General features: G+C 57.3%; 18 protein-coding genes and 2 pseudogenes. 12 read left to right on the forward strand and 8 right to left on the reverse strand.

Annotation, left to right across the window (positions count from 1 at the left end):
* Positions 1–469 precede the first annotated feature (469 nt).
* Together ACOYW1_RS16500 and ACOYW1_RS16505 are read left to right on the forward strand one after the other, a co-directional pair.
* A complete protein-coding gene (locus ACOYW1_RS16500; RefSeq protein WP_482418898.1) occupies positions 470–1138 on the forward strand; it encodes a spermidine synthase in 669 nt (222 codons plus the stop codon).
* Positions 1139–1150: 12 nt separating this feature from the next.
* On the forward strand, positions 1151–1357 hold the full coding sequence (locus ACOYW1_RS16505) for a SlyX family protein (protein ID WP_180143182.1): 207 nt from the start codon (positions 1151–1153) through the stop codon (positions 1355–1357).
* A gap of 124 nt (positions 1358–1481) precedes the next feature.
* Here ACOYW1_RS16505 and ACOYW1_RS16510 read toward each other — a convergent pair whose 3' ends face one another.
* Both ACOYW1_RS16510 and ACOYW1_RS16515 read right to left on the reverse strand, forming a co-directional pair.
* Positions 1482–1919, reverse strand: a complete 438-nt coding sequence (locus tag ACOYW1_RS16510; protein ID WP_482415622.1) for a hypothetical protein — start codon at positions 1917–1919, stop codon at positions 1482–1484.
* Complete coding sequence (locus tag ACOYW1_RS16515) at positions 1920–2414, reverse strand: GatB/YqeY domain-containing protein (protein ID WP_482415621.1); 495 nt, start codon at positions 2412–2414, stop codon at positions 1920–1922.
* Between the two features lie 581 nt (positions 2415–2995).
* Here ACOYW1_RS16515 and ACOYW1_RS16520 point away from each other — a divergent pair.
* From ACOYW1_RS16520 to ACOYW1_RS16535, 4 genes are all read left to right on the forward strand, one after another.
* Positions 2996–3931, forward strand: coding sequence for an amino acid ABC transporter substrate-binding protein (locus ACOYW1_RS16520; protein WP_482418899.1), 936 nt, complete (start codon positions 2996–2998; stop codon positions 3929–3931).
* A gap of 242 nt (positions 3932–4173) precedes the next feature.
* Positions 4174–5334 carry an amino acid ABC transporter permease gene (locus ACOYW1_RS16525; protein ID WP_482418900.1) on the forward strand — a complete coding sequence of 387 codons (1161 nt, stop codon included), beginning with the start codon at positions 4174–4176 and terminating at the stop codon, positions 5332–5334.
* Positions 5335–5465: 131 nt separating this feature from the next.
* On the forward strand, positions 5466–6566 hold the full coding sequence (locus tag ACOYW1_RS16530) for an amino acid ABC transporter permease (protein ID WP_482418901.1): 1101 nt from the start codon (positions 5466–5468) through the stop codon (positions 6564–6566).
* 16 nt (positions 6567–6582) lie between these two features.
* Positions 6583–7332, forward strand: a complete 750-nt coding sequence (locus ACOYW1_RS16535; RefSeq protein WP_482415618.1) for an amino acid ABC transporter ATP-binding protein — start codon at positions 6583–6585, stop codon at positions 7330–7332.
* 116 nt (positions 7333–7448) lie between these two features.
* Here ACOYW1_RS16535 and ACOYW1_RS16540 read toward each other — a convergent pair whose 3' ends face one another.
* The 3 genes and pseudogenes from ACOYW1_RS16540 to ACOYW1_RS16550 all read right to left on the reverse strand — a co-directional run.
* Entirely contained in the window at positions 7449–7712 is a 264-nt protein-coding gene (locus tag ACOYW1_RS16540; protein WP_482415617.1) for a hypothetical protein, read from the reverse strand.
* A 311-nt stretch (positions 7713–8023) separates the two neighbouring features.
* Positions 8024–9088, reverse strand: a complete 1065-nt coding sequence (locus ACOYW1_RS16545) for a dicarboxylate/amino acid:cation symporter (RefSeq protein WP_482418902.1) — start codon at positions 9086–9088, stop codon at positions 8024–8026.
* Between the two features lie 76 nt (positions 9089–9164).
* Positions 9165–9254, reverse strand: a pseudogene (locus ACOYW1_RS16550) (hypothetical protein); the annotation flags it as partial.
* A gap of 558 nt (positions 9255–9812) precedes the next feature.
* Here ACOYW1_RS16550 and dctP point away from each other — a divergent pair.
* Positions 9813–10910 carry a TRAP transporter substrate-binding protein DctP gene (gene dctP, locus ACOYW1_RS16555; protein WP_482418903.1) on the forward strand — a complete coding sequence of 366 codons (1098 nt, stop codon included), beginning with the start codon at positions 9813–9815 and terminating at the stop codon, positions 10908–10910.
* Positions 10911–11216: 306 nt separating this feature from the next.
* Entirely contained in the window at positions 11217–12383 is a 1167-nt protein-coding gene (locus ACOYW1_RS16560; protein WP_482415614.1) for an iron-containing alcohol dehydrogenase, read from the forward strand.
* A gap of 99 nt (positions 12384–12482) precedes the next feature.
* On the opposite strand, the gene ACOYW1_RS16565 is transcribed toward ACOYW1_RS16560, so the two are convergent.
* On the reverse strand, positions 12483–13175 hold the full coding sequence (locus ACOYW1_RS16565; protein ID WP_482418904.1) for a response regulator: 693 nt from the start codon (positions 13173–13175) through the stop codon (positions 12483–12485).
* Entirely contained in the window at positions 13145–15451 is a 2307-nt protein-coding gene (locus ACOYW1_RS16570) for an ATP-binding protein (RefSeq protein ID WP_482418905.1), read from the reverse strand. The genes ACOYW1_RS16565 and ACOYW1_RS16570 overlap by 31 nt, the downstream gene beginning before the upstream one ends.
* Before the next feature lie 325 nt (positions 15452–15776).
* Here ACOYW1_RS16570 and ACOYW1_RS16575 point away from each other — a divergent pair, with 325 nt between their 5' ends.
* Positions 15777–15998 carry a DUF3820 family protein gene (locus ACOYW1_RS16575; protein ID WP_180143147.1) on the forward strand — a complete coding sequence of 74 codons (222 nt, stop codon included), beginning with the start codon at positions 15777–15779 and terminating at the stop codon, positions 15996–15998.
* A gap of 281 nt (positions 15999–16279) precedes the next feature.
* Here ACOYW1_RS16575 and ACOYW1_RS16580 read toward each other — a convergent pair.
* A pseudogene (locus ACOYW1_RS16580) lies at positions 16280–16673 on the reverse strand (IS3 family transposase); the annotation flags it as partial.
* Between the two features lie 470 nt (positions 16674–17143).
* Between ACOYW1_RS16580 and ACOYW1_RS16585 the strand changes: the two are divergent.
* From ACOYW1_RS16585 to ACOYW1_RS16595, 3 genes are all read left to right on the forward strand, one after another.
* A complete protein-coding gene (locus ACOYW1_RS16585) occupies positions 17144–17332 on the forward strand; it encodes a hypothetical protein (protein ID WP_482418906.1) in 189 nt (62 codons plus the stop codon).
* A gap of 94 nt (positions 17333–17426) precedes the next feature.
* Complete coding sequence (locus ACOYW1_RS16590) at positions 17427–18314, forward strand: DUF1254 domain-containing protein (protein WP_482418907.1); 888 nt, start codon at positions 17427–17429, stop codon at positions 18312–18314.
* Positions 18315–18454: 140 nt separating this feature from the next.
* Positions 18455–18631: a DUF1214 domain-containing protein gene (locus tag ACOYW1_RS16595; protein WP_482418908.1), complete on the forward strand. Its 177-nt coding sequence runs from the start codon at positions 18455–18457 to the stop codon at positions 18629–18631.
* The last annotated feature ends 56 nt before the right edge of the window (positions 18632–18687 follow it).

Genomic DNA, 18687 nt, shown 5'->3' on the forward strand with positions numbered 1-18687 from the left:
TCATTGAAGCTGGAAGACGGGCTGTCACCGGAGCGAGTCCGGCGGGAGAAGGCTGGTGAAGAGGTCTGCGAAACACAGGTTGCAGGAGAAGGGGAGAGCCATGTCAAGACTAGGGGTGAACCGATCCGCTTGTCAAGGTGAATATACAGGGTACGTTTCAGGCATTCTTCCGGAATCAGGCCCCCAGGCCACAAAAACAGGGCACGCAAACCGTGCGTCCCATGAAATCATTTGTCATTTTTGCCGCCTCCCTGTAAAAGAAGACCTTTGCCCGAAGCCCATGGCAGTGGGCGACACCTTCTTGAGGTTGTTTTCCTGACCCCGTCCCTGTGATATCCTGACATCCCGGATGGAACACCACAGAGGCCGGAAGGCCCGTCACCCATGGCCGAAGGCTATTTTTACCGTAATTGGTTTTATTTCCCGCCATTGCGCCACACCGCAGGCAGGAAGACAAAGGACACGTACAATGATTCCCTGGGAGTTTCTGGGAGAGGCTGACGTACCGGGGGGCGACACCCTTCGGTTGACAAGGCGGCAGGATGAGTTCTCCATCCGCACCGACGGATACGAACTGATGAACAGCCGTGCACACGGTTCCGAGGAGGTCCTGGCCCGGGAGGCCATAAACCGCCTTGGCGCCTGCGACGGATGCCGGATTCTCGTGGGTGGCCTCGGCATGGGCTACACCCTGCGAGCGGCCCTGGACCATGCGGGAAAAGATGCCGCCGTCACCGTGGCGGAGCTGGTGCCCGAGGTGGTGGACTGGAACCGCAACCATTACGGACACCTGGCCGGACACCCCTTAAACGATCCACGGGCCTCTGTGTTTGTGGGAGATGTGGCCGACGCCATCAAAGAAAAAGGACCATGGGACGCCATCCTCCTTGACGTGGACAACGGCCCGGACGGCCTCACCCGAAGCGAAAACGACAGCCTTTACAGCAAGGCAGGGATTCTCTCTGCCAAACGGCATCTGGTTCCCGGCGGCGTGCTGGGGGTCTGGTCGGCCCACGCCGACCCGGTTTTTACCAAGCGACTCAAAGGGTGCGGCCTTGCCGTGGAGGAAGTCCGCGTCAAGGCACGGCTCAAACGAGGCGGGAAACATACCTTATGGTTTGCAAAAAACTCAAAATGAAAGGGGGCGATCATGAGTGAGGATCGGTTGATGGACATCGAGACCAAACTGGCCTTTCAGGAGCACACCATTGACGAGCTCAACAGCGTGGTCATTGAGCAGCAGCGGGAGATCGACCGGCTTAAAAACGCGGTGGAGTTTCTTCTGGACAAGGTGTCGCAGATCGCAGACACCCGCATGGAGCGCGCCCCTTCCAACGAGAAGCCGCCCCATTACTAAACGCCCGCACAGCCGGATTCCATACGGCACCGCCCCCGATGGCGGGGCGCACCACGGCATCGTCAATGGGCGTCACCGGCAAATCCGTCGGTGACGCCCGATTCGTGTGCTCCAAAAAACCGGCTTAGGCCCCTTCTTCCGGAACCTGGTCCGCCCCCAGGGTCATGACGTCGCCGTCCACGGTCATGATGAGCCACTCTCCGGTGGTGTCGCGGGCCTTGACCAAGCAATCGATGGACGAGCCATCCACGGTCTCGATACGGCATTCCACGTGGGTGTTGAGATCGATGACGGAGACAAACTCACGACCCTCGGCGGCCTTTTTAAACGCCGCAGCAGCCCCCTCAAACCGAATCATCCGATCGTATTCCTCGGGATCCAGGGCCTTGATCTCCTGGCGACAGGCATCGATCTTCCCCTTGATCTCGGCAATGGCCGAAAGGACCTCCCGGCCCTGGGCCTCTTCATCGGCAGGCAAGGCACGCAGGATGTGCTTCTGGAGATCCAGGTCCTTCTCCAGAAAGGCAATCCGCTGCATCACCTCTGTGACCTTTTCTCTCATTTAGCACATCTCCTTGAGAATCTCCTTTACCTGATTGCCGTCGGCCAGCTTGCCAAAATGCTTCATCACCTGACCCATGGCCTGCATGGGGCTTTTCAGGGACGAAAAATCGACGTTGGCGTCGATCCATGCCTTGATTTCGGCCTCATCGGCCATGCGGGGAAGGTATCTCTGAAGAAGCTCAAGGTAGGCCGAGGTGGCCTCACCTTTGACCTCCAGCACCGTCTTCTCCGACTTCACAAGGCTGCGGATGATGTTTTGGAGGTCCTCGTCGGTGATCTCATCGGGATTCTTCACCCGGGTGGTCTTCTTGCCACTCTCAAGGGTGATGGCAACCGTCAGCTTGGGGAACTCCCCCATAATCAGACGGAACGTGTCCCGGGCAGCGGTGTCCTTTGTTTTCATAGCTGTCTTGAGATCTTCTTTGATCTTGTTGTAGAGGGAGACACCGTCGCCCTCACTCCAGCCATACGGAGACTTATCGTAGTCAGCCATTTCACACCTGCATTCTTCTCTTCCTCACCGAAGTGAGGCACCCTACCTAATGAGGATGGATTGGTTATGACGCCCCGCAAAACACCCCTCCTGCGACACAGGGGGCCGCTGTTTTCTGCATGCACCCCGCACGAAGCAGGGCCGCACCAACGGCTGTTTCGGTTTGCTTGGGAATCTTCGACAGTCTAAACTCTTTACCCTATTTTTTGGTTTTCGTGAACATGAAAATGGTTCACGGCCCGTACAAACGGCCCGGACTTCCACACATGATCCCGCCCTCATTTGCGTTACCGGAACAACTAGTCAGTACTCCCGAACAGAGCCGCCAATGGTACGCCAAGCACCTTCCCTTTCAAGGAACATCAAGCGCACTTCCCCGGCTTTTAAAGGAACATTATGACTCAAAACCTAATTTAGGATTGAATTTAAGGGGCTGTTCCCATATCTACTATCGGTGTCAGGTTCGAACTATTTATTCACTTATTGGGGATCGTGTTATGAAAAAAACAGCTCTACTCTTTTCGATCATTTCTTTTGTTCTGATGATGTCGGCCTCCGTATTCGCAGGCACCCTGGAAGATGTGAAAGCCAAAGGCATCTTGACCTGCGGCATCAGCGAAGGCGTTCCCGGCTTCTCCATTCCCGACTCCACCGGCACCTGGGTGGGCTTTGACGTGGACATGGCCCGCGCCGTGGCCGCAGCTGTCCTGGGGGACCCCACCAAGGTCAAATTCGTGCCCCTGGCTTCCAAGCAGAAAATCGTGGCAGTCTCCTCCGGTCAGGTGGACCTGACCAGCCGCACCACCACCTGGACCCTCAAGCGGGACGGCAAACAGGGCGTTGACTTCACCCACGTCGTCTTCTACGACGGCCAGGGTTTTCTGATCCCCAACAAACTCGGCGTCAGGTCCGCCCGGGAGCTTGACGGCGCATCGGTCTGCGTCACCGCAGGCACCACCACCGAACTCAACCTCGCCGACTTTGCCCGCGCCAACGGCATCAAGGTGGAAGCCGTGGTCTTCGACGGCAAAAAGGAAGCTCTCAACGCTTACGCCTCCGGCCGCTGCGACTGCTTCACCACCGACATCAGCCAGCTGGCCTCCCTGCGCTCCACCTTAAAAGACCCCAAGGCCCACTCCATCCTGCCTGAGGTCATCTCCAAAGAGCCCCTGGCTCCCCTGGTCCGCCACGGGGACAACCAGTGGAAAGACATCGTGACCTGGGTCATCAACGGCCTTGTGGCCGCCGAAGAGAACGGCATCACCGCCGCCAACGTGGACAAGATCAAGGCCACCTCCCAGAACCCCGTTGTCAAGCGCATGCTGGGCACCTCCGGGGACACGGGCAGCTACCTCGGCCTCGACAAAGAGTGGCTGGTCCGCGCCATCAAAGCAGTGGGCAACTACGGCGAGATCTACAACCGCCACTTCGGCCCCGGTACCCCCCTGGACATCCCCAGGGGCGTGAACAACCTCTGGCTGCGAGGCGGGCTGCAGTACGCCATGCCCATCCGATAAGTCCGGTGCGTATCTGCACCTGACAACGCAGCGTCCGCGACAGAAATCAAGGGCCGGTGAAGGGTTTTTCCCTTTTCCGGCCCTTGCCGACCTGTCCCGGCCCCAGGGTCAAGGCAAAGACAAGCCCTTGACCACCCAAGCCTCCGGTGTCGGTTCATCGGAGGCTTGCAGGTTTCGGCAGAGCCAGGCTCTCCGTTGCCCGTCCATCGTTATCACCACCAGCGTACAAAGATGTCATTTTCATGAAACAACCACTGCTTTCCCTGTCCAAAGCGCAGGGCCGGACCATCCTCATACAGCTCCTTGTCATGGGGGGGATTCTCTGGTTCTGCCACATGCTTTTTGTAAACACACAGGCCAACCTCGCGTCCCGGAACATCGCCTCCGGCTTCGGATTCCTCTCCTACGAAGCGGGCATGCCCATCAGCGACGCCCTGTTGCCCTACACTCCGGCCGACACTTACGGCTACGCCTTCTTCATCGGGGTCCTCAACACCCTGTATGTTTCCGCCGTCAGCATCGTGCTGGCCACCCTCATCGGCGTGGTGGTGGGCGTGGCACGGGTATCCGGCAACTGGCTCGTGGCGCGGCTCGCCGAGATCTACGTGGAGGTGCTTCGCAACATCCCCCTGCTGCTGATCCTCTTTTTCACCTACGGGGTGGTCCTTGCGGCCCTTCCCTCCCCCAGGCAAAGCCTTCACTGGGGCATCGGCTTTTTCCTCAACAACCGGGGGATCTACTTTCCCAAGCTCATTCCGGAGAGCGGCTTCTGGCTCATTCCCGCCGCCTTTGCCCTGGGCCTTATCGCCTCGGTCATCGTCCACCGAAAGGCCACGAAAAGGCGCAAAGAGACAGGCCACGCCCTGCCCTCCGTCCGCATCGGCCTGGCCCTGACCTTTGGCCTGCCCCTTGTGGCCGCTCTGCTCCTGGGTCTGCCGGCCAGCCTGGAGATGCCGGTGCTCAAGGGTTTCAACTTCAGGGGAGGCTCCGTCATCCGACCGGAGTTCTGCGCCCTGGTCATCGGCCTGGTCCTCTACACCGCCGCCTTTATCGCAGAAAACGTCCGCAGCGGCATTCAGTCCGTGGCCAAAGGCCAGCTTGACGCCGCCCACGCCCTGGGCCTGCCCGAGGGGCTTATCATGCGCCGGGTCATCCTGCCCCAGGCCCTGCGGGTTACCATCCCCGCCACCACCAACGATTACGCCAGCCTCGTGAAAAACAGCTCCCTTGCCGTGGCCATCGGCTACCCGGACATGGTCTCCGTGGGCGGCACCGTCATCGGCCAGAACGACCAGGCCATTGAGATCATCGTCATGTGGATGTCCGTCTACCTGTGCATCAACCTGGTCATCTCCCTGTTCATGAACTGGCTCAACGCGAGGGTGCAGTTGATTGGGAGATAAGGGTTAAAGGCTAATGGCTGAAGGGCTAAGGGCTAAGGGCTAAGGGCTAAGGGCTAAGGAAAAAATGCCCCGGGCCCCAACTTGTCAATGCGCGTTTATGTGCATGTTTAAGAAACAAAGAAGTGGTGATTATGATACCCGCAGAAGCTGAACCGATAAAAACATTCACCCCGAGACCGGCGGAGGCGCCGCCACTGGACGTGGCCGGGCCCATCGGCTGGATCCGTCAGAACCTGTTTAACGGCAAACTCAACACGGTCCTGACCATCCTGGCCCTTCTCCTGCTCTTTAACACCATCCCCGCCCTTCTCTCCTGGGCGATATTCAAAGCGTCCTGGGTCACGAAAGCCGCCTGCGGCGCGGCACGGGAAGGGGCCTGCTGGGCCTTTGTGGTGGAAAAATTCCGCGTGCTCATGGTGGGCATTTATCCCGGGGAGTATATCTGGAGACCTGTGGCCTCCTTCGTGCTTCTCATGGGCGTTGTGATCCTTACCCTCTTCCGCCTGGTGAGCGCCCGTACCCTGGCCATCCTCTGGTTCTCCCTGCCCCTGCCCGTCTTCTGGATCATCAACGGGGGCATGGGCCTGACATCTGTGGACCAGTCCCTCTGGGGCGGCCTCATGCTCAGCATGGGCCTGGCCGTGGTGGGGATCCTCATCTCCCTTCCCCTGGGCATGCTCCTGGCCCTGGGGCGACGCTCCGAAATGGCCGGAGTGAAAGCCCTGTGCGTGGGACTCATCGAACTCATCCGAGGGGTTCCCCTCATCACCATCCTCTTCATGGCCTCGGTGATGCTCCCCCTCTTTCTCCCGGAAGGCGTGACCATCAACAACCTGCTCCGGGTACAGATCGGGGTGATCCTCTTTTCGTCGGCCTACATCGCCGAAGTGATCCGGGGCGGCCTCCAGGCCATTCCCCCCGGCCAGATGGAAGCGGCCCTCTCCACAGGGCTCACCAAGTGGCAGGCCACCCGCCTCATCGTCCTGCCCCAGGCCCTTCACCACGTCATCCCGTCCATCATCGGGCGCTGCGTGGCCCTGTTCAAGGACACCTCCCTGGTCATCATCGTGGGCCTGCTCGATTTTCTCGGCATGATCAAAGCCTCCACCCAGGACCCGGACTGGCTCGGTTACGAAGCCGAAGCTTACGTCTTCTGCGCCCTGGTCTACTGGGTGATCTGCTTTTCCATCAGCCGGTACGGACGATCCATTGAAAAACACAACGCCTGGTAGCAAAGGGGCTTTTACCATGACTCAACCCGTCGTCATCGAGATCAACGACCTCAACAAGTGGTACGGCCACTTCCACGTGCTCAAGCACATCAACCTGAGCGTCCACAAGGGAGAGCGCATCGTCATCTGCGGCCCCTCGGGGTCCGGCAAGTCCACCCTGATCCGGTGCATCAACCGCCTGGAAGAACACCAGCAGGGCACCATCACCGTGGAGGGCACCGAGCTCACCCGGGACCTGAAAAACGTCACCGATATCCGGAAAAACGTGGGCATGGTCTTCCAGGGGTTCAACCTCTTTCCCCACCTCACCATTCTGGAGAACCTCACCCTGGCCCCTACCTGGGTGCGGCAGATGCCGGAAAAAGAGGCAAAAAAAATGGCCATGGACTTTCTGGCCCGGGTTCATATCGATTCCCAGGCCCACAAGTACCCCGGCCAACTCTCCGGCGGCCAGCAGCAGCGTGCCGCCATTGCGCGGGCCCTGTGCATGAACCCGCGCATCATGCTCTTTGACGAGCCCACCAGCGCCCTGGACCCGGAGATGATCAAGGAGGTTCTGGACGTCATGACCGAGCTGGCCGAAGAGGGCATGACCATGGTCTGCGTCACCCACGAAATGGGCTTTGCCCGCACCGTGGCCGACCGGGTCATCTTCATGGACGCAGGGGAGATCATCGAGGAAGCGCCCCCACAGGAGTTCTTCACCAACCCCACCTACGACCGAACCCAGCTCTTCCTCAGCCAGATCCTCACACAGTCACATTAATGTGACCAACAGGACGCAGGACTCCCTTCACCGGGCATCCTGCGTCCGGGGGTCATGCCCCGCAACACTCAGATCCACCCACCGTCTCTTCCCCGACATGCCAAAAAGGCCCGGTATCAGGATTCGTCGATGTTTCCGCCCCCGGCGTTTGCCCGCATCTGTCCCACCTGAAAGCTCAGCCCCACACAATGGCCGCGAGACAGGCAGGCATCCACGTCCGCCTCTTCCACATAGGTCTTCATGGGCCGTTTCCACCCCGAAGCCTCCACCAGCCAGGCATGCTCCTCCTTGTTGTAGGTGATGCGCAGGTCTTTGTCGCATTCACCGGAATCCGGGTAAAAGCTGCGGATCCTGTCGCAAATTTGTTTGCTGTTGTACATGTGCCCTCCTTTCGGGTCGTCATTCGGCCTCTCCGGGGGGCAAAGGGCCCGTCCGAAAGGCCGGTGAACGGTTCATGGCCACACAAGGGGTCGAAACCTGTGGGAAAGGAGCATGAAAAAAAGGAGAGAAGCCCAGTCAACAAAGCAGGACCGGATGAAGCATGTGACGGCGTGTGGTCTTACGGTGTTATTATACCATAAACCCGGAAAGATAGACGCTGAAAAGCAAAGCAAAAGGCCCCATAAAAAAAGCCCTTCGGCGACATGCACCGAAGGGCTTTTTGGGAAACCCCGGAAATCAGAATCCGTTATCAGACTTCCTCGATCTCCATGTCACTCAGGGGCGTGGACGCGATCTCACGGTCCAGGTCCTTTTCAAGGGCTGCCACAACAAGACCGGAGGAGTTGTCCCCGAAGATGTTGGTGGTGGTGCGGAACATGTCGAGGATTCGGTCAATGCCCGCCACAATGGCGATGCCTTCCAGGGGGAGTCCCACGGATTCAAGGACCAGGGTCAGCATGATGAGGCCACCGCCCGGGATACTGGCCGTGCCGATGGAGGCCAGCACCGCGGTCATGACGATGGTCGCCTGCTGGGCAATGGTGAGATCCACCCCGTAGATATTGGCCACAAACACGGCGCCAACGGCCTGGTACAAGGCAGTACCGTCCATGTTGATGGTCAGGGCCATGGGCAGGGTAAACCCGGAGACACGCTCGGGGACACCGAGCTGCTTCTGGGCACGCATGGTAAAGGGGAAGGCCGCGGCCGCGCTGCAGGTACTCAGGCCCACCAGAGCAGGCTCGAAGACTTTTTTAAAGTAGTGGATGGGGCTGACACGGGCCAGGAACTTGACGGCTCCGGTGTAGACAATGAGCACGTGGAGAACGCTGGCAATCAAGGTGGCCACGATGAGCTTGCCCATGGGCATGAGAATGGCCAGGCCGAACTTGCCAGAGGTCCAGGCAATAAGGGCAAACACCCCGTAAGGGGCCATGCGGATCACGATGTCGGAGAGTTTGAACATCACCTCGGCAAGGGCCGCGAAAAAATCGGCCACGGGCTTGCCCTTGTCACCGGCAAGGGAGAGGGCGCCACCGAAAAGCAGGGCAAAGATGATGATCTGGAGAACGTTGCCCTTGGCCAGGGCCTCGGCAGGGTTCAGGGGAACCATGTTGACGATCATCTGCATGGGAGAGACCTTGTCGGGCCTTGCGATCTCACTCACCTCGCCCAGGGCCAGGCCCGCGCCCGGCTGAAAGCCGTTGGCCACCACCAGGCCGATGACAACGGCAAAAAAGGTGGTCACGATGAAGTAGGTCACGGTCTTGATGCCCAGGGAACCGATCTTCTTGGGGTCCCCGGCGCTGGTCACGCCGGTGACCCGGGTGGACAATCAGGGGAACCACGATGAGCCGCAGGCATCGAATGAAGATATCCCCGATGGGCTTAAGGTATTCAGCTTTGTCTCCCAACAGGATCCCGGCAAAAAAACCGGCAACCAGACCAATGATAATCTTGTGATACAATTTCAATTTCACGTCTTCATCTCCTAAGTGTAGTGCATCGCGAAGCGACAGGATACGTTCGGCGGTGCAGGCCGAACCCCGTACCCGAACCCAAGCACCGGCATCAAACCGGCAACGCCCACGGGCTGTTCAGGCACGAACTCTTTGACGTGTGGGATAGAATAAATCAGGGAGCCTGCTTCAAAGGCCCGTCCGGTAACTGACGGAGCCCTGGCAGACCCGGTTCGCATCGAAGCACCTGCAAAGGCGCGTGGGAACTATTCGGATGCGCAGTGGGATGGAAAATGTGATGACATGAAAAATCATTATCCGAATGGAGAATGATTGCAAGCAAAAACTGATGAACTTGATAAAAAATCTATATTATCAGCAAAATAGGGGAATCTCTCAACCTTTTTAGGGGTTTCCCCAATGGACACCCGGGGTGGATTTCCCCTACCTTGAGGGTCCGTGGAATAGAAATCAGCCGTGGGCCTGAAAAAGAAGGTGTGATGACAATACGGATCTACTATAGTAAATGCCCGGTCGTGGGACGCCGGGTGTTTATGACCACCACATGGAGCCGTAACGATGAAGCCTCTTTTTTTCACCGCCAAAAAGCCAACGACAACACAGGTCACGACGGGTATCCTCATCCTGCTCGCCGTGGCCCTGGGGCGCCCTTTCCCCAGCTTCGGGGAAGGGGCCGTCACCCTGACCTACGCCACCAACACCGCCCCGGTGGGTCTGCGCGGCATGGCAGAAAAAGCCTTTGTGGATGAAATGGAACGCCTGGGCCGGGGAAAAATCCACATCCGGGTCTTCTGGGAGCAATCCTACCTCAAAGACAAAGAGATCCTGGAAGGGGTCAAAGACGGCACCGTGGACATGGGGCACGTCAACATCAACTATTACCCCGGCCGCCTGGTGGTCAACGGCGCCATTACCCTGTTCCAGCAGGGACCTGCCGATTACACCAACCGCATGTGGGTCTACGACACCATCTACGACAACATCCCCCAACTCAACGCCGAATTTCTGAAATACCGCCAGAAAATTGTCTACACCTACTCCGTGCTTCCCATTGCAGGGGCCTTTACCGAGCCCGTCTCTTCCCTCAGCGATTTCAGAAACCGCAGGGTCCGGGCATCCAGCCGCTGGCTTCTCAAGGTCCTGGAAGGTGTCGGCGCCGTCCCCGTCTCCCTGCCCTGGGCAGATACCTACATGGCCCTGAAGACCAATGCCCTGGAAGGCATCTACACCAACATCGACGCCATCCACCGCGTAGGCCTCGACACGGTGGCACCCAACATCCTGGTATTCAAAGAATTCTGGAACCCCGTCCCCTTCCATGTTACCATCAACATCGACACGTGGAATCGCTTGCCCCAAGAGCTCCAGGAGATCATCCTCACGGCCTCGGCCAACTCCAAACGCCACTTTGCCACGCTCTATAAGCCCATGCTTGATGAAACGGTGGCAGCCCAGAGAGCGTCCGGCTGTTCGGTCGCCTTTGCCTCAAAAGAAGAGGTGGACACCTGGCTGAAGCTCCCCGAGGTGATCAAAATCAAGCAGCTCTGGGTCAAGGAGGTCAGCCCCCTGATGCCGAAAATGGAGGCCAGGCGCATACTTGAAAAAATCCAGTCCATTGTGGACGAAGGCATGGCAAAGGACGCCGAAGCCCTGTAAGGAAGAGGCCAGGTTCCCCCGGCCGTATCAAACTGTCCCACTGCCCGGATCCAATCGGGTCACAATGATACAGCCCCTCTTCCGCTCCCACCCCGCACCCTTCTGAACGCCACCGACGCCCACATTTTTTTTCGAACACCTGTTCCCTGCGAATTCACGCTGTTGTGTAAAATCAGCGCCAAATCCAGGGCCACCAGGGCAAAAACACCCAGACTTCGGCCCTGCTTTTGCAGTACAACACATCACCACGCCAGGCGTGGTCAAAAAACCAACTGCCATCATTACACACGCAAAGGAGTATCCATCATGGCACAATCAGATGCTGTCTACGGATTTTATATTCCCACCGTCACCCTCATGGGCGTAGGCTCCCATAAGCAACTCGGAGAACAGATCAAAACCCTGGGCGCCAAAAAGCCCCTGCTGGTCACGGACAAGGGCATCACCGACGCCGGTCTTACGGCGCAGATCACGGACCTCATCAAAACCGAGACCGGCTCCGAGGTCGTTCTCTTTGACGACACCGTCCCGAACCCCACGGACAAGAACGTGGCAGACGGCGTGGCCCTCTTCAAGGAGAGCGGCTGCGACATGATCATCACCCTGGGCGGGGGCAGCCCCCACGACTGCGGCAAAGGCATCGGCATCGTGGCCACCAACGGCGGAACCATCCACGATTACGAAGGGGTGGATCAGTCCACCCAGGCCATGCCCCCCTTCATCGCCATCAACACCACGGCCGGAACAGCCAGCGAGATGACCCGGTTCTGCATCATCACCGACACCTCGCGGAAGGTGAAGATGGCCATTGTGGACTGGCGCGTGACCCCGGCCATCGCCATCAACGACCCCCTCCTCATGGTGGGCATGCCCTCGTCCCTCACCGCGGCAACAGGCATGGACGCCCTCACCCATGCGGTGGAGGCCTACGTCTCCACCATCGCCACCCCCGTCACCGATGCCTGCGCCCTCAAGGCCATCGAGCTGATCTCCGACTACCTTCGCCCGGCCGTTGCCAACGGCGAGGACATCGAGGCGCGGGACAAAATGGCCTACGCCGAATACCTGGCGGGCATGGCCTTCAACAACGCCAGCCTGGGCCATGTCCACGCCATGGCCCATCAGCTCGGCGGGTACTACGACCTGCCCCACGGGGTGTGCAACGCCATCCTGCTGCCCCATGTTTCCCGATTCAACCTCATCGCAAGGCTCGATCGCTACGTGGATATTGCCATTGCCATGGGGGAAAACGTGGAGGGCCTCTCCACCCGCGAGGCAGCCGAAACCGCCCTGACCGCCATCCAGACCCTCTCACGGGACATCGGCATCCCCGAAAACCTCACCGTGCTTGGGGTTAAAAAAGAGGACCTGCCCATCATGGCGGGGAACGCCCAGAAAGACGCCTGCGGTGTTACCAACCCCAGGCGCCCCACCCTTGAGGACGTCGTCGGGATCTACACAGCGGCCCTTTAGACGCAAAAAAGCCTCCGGCATCACTGCCGGAGGCCCTGCCCCGGAGGCGCGCCATACCATCGTGCGGCGCGCCTACTCTTATCCCCTCCCCAGACTCTGTTACAGGCCCAGCTCCACAAGCCCCTTGATAATGGCGTACTTGGTCAGCTCGGCCGTACCAGAGATCTTGAGTTTTCGCTGAATATTGGCGCGATGGGCCTCCACGGTCTTGGGGCTGATGAAGAGCTGCTCGGCGATGTCCCGGTTGGCGTGCCCCTCGGCGATGAGCTGGAGCACCTCCCGCTCCCGGTCCGAAAGCTTGTCGAGACCCTCGGGTTCAGCGGCTCCCCCACCCTCCTTCTGCTTCACGTAGTAGGTGATCACCTTGCTCGAAATATCCGGGCTCAGATAGGACTCCCCATTATGGGCCACATGGATGGCCTGGATAAGATCGGTGGTGGCAGACCGCTTTACCAGGTACCCGGAGGCCCCGGCCCGGAGGGTCTCAAAGATGTACTCCTCACTGGTGTGCATGGAGAGGATCAGGATCTTCAGCTCCGGAAACTTCTTTTTCAGCTGGCGCGTGGCGTCCATGCCGTTGAGCTCCGGCATGGTAATGTCCATGAGCACTACATCCGGGACGAGCTGCTCCACCATCTTTACGGCCTCCCGGCCATTCTCCGCCTCCCCCACCACCTCGATGTCGGGCTCCGCATGAAGCAGGGCACAGAGCCCTTTGCGGACGATGGTATGGTCTTCGGCCACCAGCACCTTGATGTTGCTCATGTTGTCTCTTCCTTCTTTGCCTTCCACGGAATCTCCGTGGTGATGGAGGTCCCCTGGCCCGGGCTGGACCACAGCGTGAACCGTCCCCCCAGAAAGGCGATGCGTTCGCGCATGCCCAGAAGCCCCAGTTTGTGATTCATGTCTCCCCCGGAGGCCACGGCCTCGGGCTCGAACCCCACCCCGTCATCCTCCACCGTAAAGACGATCATCCCGTCGGTGCGGCGCTTCAAAGAGATGGTCACCCGGGTGGCCCGGGCATGTTTGACGATATTGTTCAGGGCCTCCTGTGCCAGCCTGTAGACGGCGGCTTCGATCTCTTCGGAGGGCCGCTCCGAAAAGTCCGGGGCGTCAAGGATCAGGGGGATATCCACCTTCTCCCCGATGCGGCTCAGATACCACCTTAAGGTGGGCCCCAGACCAAAGTCCCGCAGCATGGGGGGCCAGAGGTTGATGGAGAGGTCGTGTGCCTGCTCGTACAGGCGATTGACGATCTCTTCTGTGTCTGACAGGAGCCCGGTGAGGTTGGCACCGACCCCTGAGGCGATCATCTTCTTCATGGCCGCAAGGTTCAATGTGGCGGCGGTGAGGGCCTGGCCGATCTCGTCGTGGAGCTCAAAGGAGATCTTGCGGCAGGTGGTCTCCTGCATCTCAAACACCTTGGCCGAAAGCCGCTCCAGCTCGTGGCCATGCCGCAGGGTGGCCTCCATGAGATTCACGCTCTGGATGGCCACGGCAAGGGACGTGGCCACCTCCTTGACAATATCCAGGTTCTCGATGGGCAGGCCGGGCTGGTCGAACCGGCAGAGGTTCAAGGCCCCGATGAGCTCCTCGTTGGCCATGAGGGGCACGCTCACATACCCGTCCGTGCCCCCTTCCGACTGCTGAAAACCGGAAAGCAGGGCGTTTTTTTCCGCCTCGTCCCCGGCCACGGTCATGCGCCGCCCCCTGGCCAGGATATCGGAATGGAACTCCCCGATGGGATAGGCGCTCCCCTCGGGCACCCCGTGCCCCGAGGCCGTGTCCACAGCCACCACCGTGGCCCGTGCCCTCTCAAAATCAAAGGAGACCACACAGGCCCAGCGACAGTCATACAGGTCCCGCACATACCGAAGCACATCCTGCACCGTCTCCGAAGAAAAACTCCCGTCCAGCACCGCACGGTCGATGGAGTTCAAGACGCGCAACTGGTTGGAGTAATAGGTCAGGGAGGTCTCCACCTTCTTCCGCTTAAAGGTGTTCACCACAAGCACCAGGATGACCATACCCAGCCCGGCGATGCTCAGGACAATGCCCCACACCAGCTCTTTGTAGGTGCTGTAAAAGGAGAAGGGGACGTTGATCACCTCGGTCCCGGCCGGAAGGGACGCCTCTTTGATATGAAACCGCTCCATGAGGGTGTAGTCGAACATATGGCGGTTGAGGCTCTCCTTGAACACCGGCACGGCCTGGACCGACGTGCCGGACAACAGGCCCAGGGCAATTTCGGCGGCTTTCTCTCCGTGGGCGCTGCCGCTGGCCATCATGCCCCCCACCACCCCGTACCCCAGGTAGTTGTCCCAGAAGGTGTAGATGGGGGCACTGGAGGCACGGGCCACCCGCCGGAGGCCCTCCTTCATGGAAAAGGTCCGGCCGGTGCGATCCACGGTGAAATTGACAAACAGGACCACCGTGTCTTCAGGCAGGTGGCTCACCTCCTCCTGGAGTTCCTCTATACTCATGGCCGGGATGAAACGGAAAAGGGACGGATCGTCCATGAATTTGAAATAGGTGACGATGGTTTTCAGGATGGCGATGCTGGTGTCGGTCTGGTCCACCACCACCAGGATCTCCCGGGTCCTGGGATGAAGGCGAAGGGCGGTGCGGACGGTCTCCAGGATGTCGATGCGTTCCACCACCCCGGTAAAGCGGTCGTGGCCGAACATCTCGAACTCTTCAAAATAGTTCACCCCGCAGAAAACCACCGGGGTGTCGGCAAATATCTTCTTTTTTTCATCCAACAGAAAGCGGAAGGCCGAATCATCGGTGGCGATGATCACGTCCAGGGGGATTTGGCGGTATTTCTGGTTTAGAAAGTCGGCCAGGCGGCGCGCCTGGCCTGCGTTGCCAAACCGTTCGGCGTCCATGTACTCGTAATAGACACTGAGGACCATGGACGAAGCGTCCGCACGCGCCAGCCCGGCGTCGATGCCCTGTGAGATGCTGTCATTCCAGACGTGCCCCTTGTGAAAGGAGTGCAGGATGAGAATGTTCTTGTGGGGAGGCTCCTGGGCCTCGGCTCGGGGCGCGGGCAACACGATACACACGACCGCACACATCCATAAAACAAAAACCCGAACACCTCGCTTTGCATCAAACACGATGAAAACCCCGAAACATAAAAAACAGCCCACGGCTGTGCCCGTGACCCAAAACAGACCGACCGAATGGGCCTGCAACAAAACCGCCCAACACCCTCTTTTGATGATGGATGGTGGAAATCTATCAGCGCGCCCTTCAGAAAGCAAGCCGCGGCCCCTTGAAGGGAGCGCTTTTTCATGTCATCTTGCGCAACGCCCTTCCAAAGCCGGGGTATTTTCGGTAACTCATAGTGTGAAGCCATCAGATTTAATATTTATAAGGATCAACCCCATGCAAAGCCCGACCTTCGACCCCACCATGCTCCTCAAAGTCGCCAGAACCCCCATGCCCTTCGGAAAATACCAGGGCGTCCTCCTCGTGGACCTGCCCGAGCCCTATGTGGTGTGGTTCCACCAGGAGGGATTTCCCAAGGGGGAGCTGGGGGAGATGCTTGGGCTGGTCTATGAGATCAAGGTGAACGGGCTGGAGTATCTGTTTGAACCGCTTAAATAAATTGTGAGTCATCAGGTGTCAAGGTAGTTGTCACTGACCCTTGTTGGCGATAGCAGACACAAATTATGCCGCATTTTGTAACTTGTCTGGTTTTGTAGTGAACTGGGGATCGATGCCCTAACCGTTTTTGTATTCTTATACGATTATAAAAGACTTCAATGATAGCGGTCGTTCCGGTCATTCTTCGGGTCATTTTGTCTCTGAACATTTGTGAATAACACATGTCAACCTTCAACGCCCCCAATGATTAATTTGGCGACAACTATCCTGATACAGTGGGAAATGTGATATAATTGCGTGTAATTCCAACGGTGCTCCTTGCGCAAGGCTTGGAACATTTCCCAAAAGCTCCAGCGTTGATGCTTGTCTATAATCGCATGAATAGCTTCAATGACCTCGGTATCGCGATGCTTCGTCTTGAAGTTTTTATAAATGGCCAACCGAAACAACCATAGACAACGACAACTTCGCTTCACGGACAGCTGGTGCGCGGCAATCAGGTAGCTCACAGCCTCCCGTTTCTCCGACGGCCTTAAAGCTTTTTTCAATCAGATCCTTCAGAGCCTAGTTTTCACGGGCCATGTCAGCGAACATGCGCTTGAGTTGTGATAGCTCTTGCTTCATTTCTTTCATACGCTTTAAACCGGATGCACTCATACCACCGCACTTCGATTTTCAGTTTTAGTTGTTTACCTCAAAGCTCTGATAACGCAGAAGATGGGTGCACTCGGCTCGCCCGAAGGGTTAGCAAATCGAGCAGAAAGTGGTGAATTACATTTTGCATTTTTGAAATGTTTCATTTTTATAGACAAACAACTGTAATAATTCTCACATCACCAAAGCGATCTTTTTCTCATGAAATATTCAGGTTAGAGATACCTTGTTTGCGGCAAATCTACCTCAGAGAAATACCAGCATCCGCCTCGTTGAAGATTTTAATGATTTACATTTCGTTAAAACATTACGTTTTCATTAGGGTTTCCTATTTATATTGTGCTTGGGAGCCTCTACTTCTAACATGTCTACGTTTTTGGCAAATTTACGGTGAAGTGTAGCGTTAGCTGTAGGAGAAAGCAGAAACCACAACCCCATCGAAATGACGGGACATAGAATTCAAAAGACGGACAAAGAAAAGGAGAACTTAGATGAAGAAGACGATGATAGCAGTGATGTTTGCCCTGCTGATGTTGCCCGTAACGGTGGCTGCGGCTCCAAAGTACAGAGCAAAAGTTCCAGATGAAATCATCACACCTAACCGTGTGGTGTCTGAATATCTTGGAGAAATGACTTATAGACGGCGTCTCTATATAAAAGACGTACAGCAAGACCCGTGATTTCGTGGATACGGCTAACGCGGTTCGTCTGTTTTTGTCCGGCATTCCCATCGCTTCTATACAGGGGTTGTTAGTCGGGCACGAGAGCATTGGTATGAAGCCCAACCAGACTATCGCTGTCTCCGAGAACATGTTGACAGCTGAAAGCATTTGGTTGACGGCCAACACAACGACCCCTTACGTCAGCAGCGAGATAGACGTCAAAGACGGCCCTGTTGTGCTTGAAGTTGGCACACCCGTATTAGGCTTACTTGATAATGCGGCCTTTAAATTCACAGGACGCATCGGGCTTCCTCATCCGAAGGACCAAGGCAAAGGCGGCAAATATTTTGTCTACCACTCCAGCTATAAGGGTAATATTCCGGTTGGCTACATTCCCATCGAGAGCATAGGCTATCAGCATTGGCTACTGATCCGCATTGTCGGTGATAAGGCCGATGTCCCAAAGAATGTCCAGGCGCTCAAGGACACTATGAAGCTGTACCCGTATAACAAACCGGGGCAGAAAACGGAGTTCATTAACATTACGGGCATTCAATACAATACTGTCCACGCGATGAACGATAAGTTCTTCAATGAAATCAATGCTCTGATTCAATACGAGCCCACAGCCCTCTGGAACGAAGAGTGGCTTGGAATCGCAAAGGATCTTGGCATTGAAAAAGGTGTGGAATTTAAGCCGGATGCCAGGATGCAGGGCATCTTCAAAGAGGCGGCAAAAATTGCGACTGCTGAAGCCCGCGGCGCTAACTTCTTTCCGGCAGACCACGTGAAGGTCTACGACAACCGCCAGTGGTTCACCCCACTCATTGAGGGGCATGAATTCAAAGATGAAAACGGTGTGCTTTCGGTTACCGAGCGTACCGTGTTCCACTTCATGGCTACCGGCATTACCCCGGATATGGTCACAACCAAGGTGGGGCAAGGGTCGGTCTACCTAGTGGGCACCCGTGATGCAGGGAAACTTTTACTGACCCTTTGAAGCCACTGGACGTTATTGCTGAAAGCGTTCGCTAAAGCATTCTGGTCCTTCATGTCTATGCACAGTCACAGGCTTCATGCTCAGCCACCAGGCCGCCACCAGAAGCAGGCTTCAATGGCAAAAGCAAGGGATCCGGATGAATGCAGACTGGCACCACAACTGTTCATTTTGCAGCCAAAGCACCTGAAGGATGGGAGAATAACTGGATCCAGACGATTCCGGGAAAGGGGTTCAACCTCTTGTTCCGTATCTATGGCCCAACCGAGGCATGGTTTGACCAATCCTGGCGACCTGGCGACCTTGAACCGGCGAAATAGACGAAACACGATTCAATCAAGGAGGATGACGAGAAATAATTCTATCCACAACAAAG

Source organism: Desulfoluna sp. CYM3A, assembly GCF_056829965.1.

Coding starts and splice junctions, on each gene's coding strand:
- ACOYW1_RS16540 (WP_482415617.1), bottom strand. CDS start 7,712: ATGTACAACAGCAAACAAATTTGCGACAGGATCCGCAGCTTTTACCCG.
- ACOYW1_RS16585 (WP_482418906.1), top strand. CDS start 17,144: ATGAAGAAGACGATGATAGCAGTGATGTTTGCCCTGCTGATGTTGCCC.
- ACOYW1_RS16590 (WP_482418907.1), top strand. CDS start 17,427: ATGAAGCCCAACCAGACTATCGCTGTCTCCGAGAACATGTTGACAGCT.
- dctP (WP_482418903.1), top strand. CDS start 9,813: ATGAAGCCTCTTTTTTTCACCGCCAAAAAGCCAACGACAACACAGGTC.
- ACOYW1_RS16560 (WP_482415614.1), top strand. CDS start 11,217: ATGGCACAATCAGATGCTGTCTACGGATTTTATATTCCCACCGTCACC.
- ACOYW1_RS16505 (WP_180143182.1), top strand. CDS start 1,151: ATGAGTGAGGATCGGTTGATGGACATCGAGACCAAACTGGCCTTTCAG.
- ACOYW1_RS16510 (WP_482415622.1), bottom strand. CDS start 1,919: ATGAGAGAAAAGGTCACAGAGGTGATGCAGCGGATTGCCTTTCTGGAG.
- ACOYW1_RS16575 (WP_180143147.1), top strand. CDS start 15,777: ATGCAAAGCCCGACCTTCGACCCCACCATGCTCCTCAAAGTCGCCAGA.
- ACOYW1_RS16530 (WP_482418901.1), top strand. CDS start 5,466: ATGATACCCGCAGAAGCTGAACCGATAAAAACATTCACCCCGAGACCG.
- ACOYW1_RS16595 (WP_482418908.1), top strand. CDS start 18,455: ATGCAGACTGGCACCACAACTGTTCATTTTGCAGCCAAAGCACCTGAA.
- ACOYW1_RS16500 (WP_482418898.1), top strand. CDS start 470: ATGATTCCCTGGGAGTTTCTGGGAGAGGCTGACGTACCGGGGGGCGAC.
- ACOYW1_RS16515 (WP_482415621.1), bottom strand. CDS start 2,414: ATGGCTGACTACGATAAGTCTCCGTATGGCTGGAGTGAGGGCGACGGT.
- ACOYW1_RS16535 (WP_482415618.1), top strand. CDS start 6,583: ATGACTCAACCCGTCGTCATCGAGATCAACGACCTCAACAAGTGGTAC.
- ACOYW1_RS16525 (WP_482418900.1), top strand. CDS start 4,174: ATGAAACAACCACTGCTTTCCCTGTCCAAAGCGCAGGGCCGGACCATC.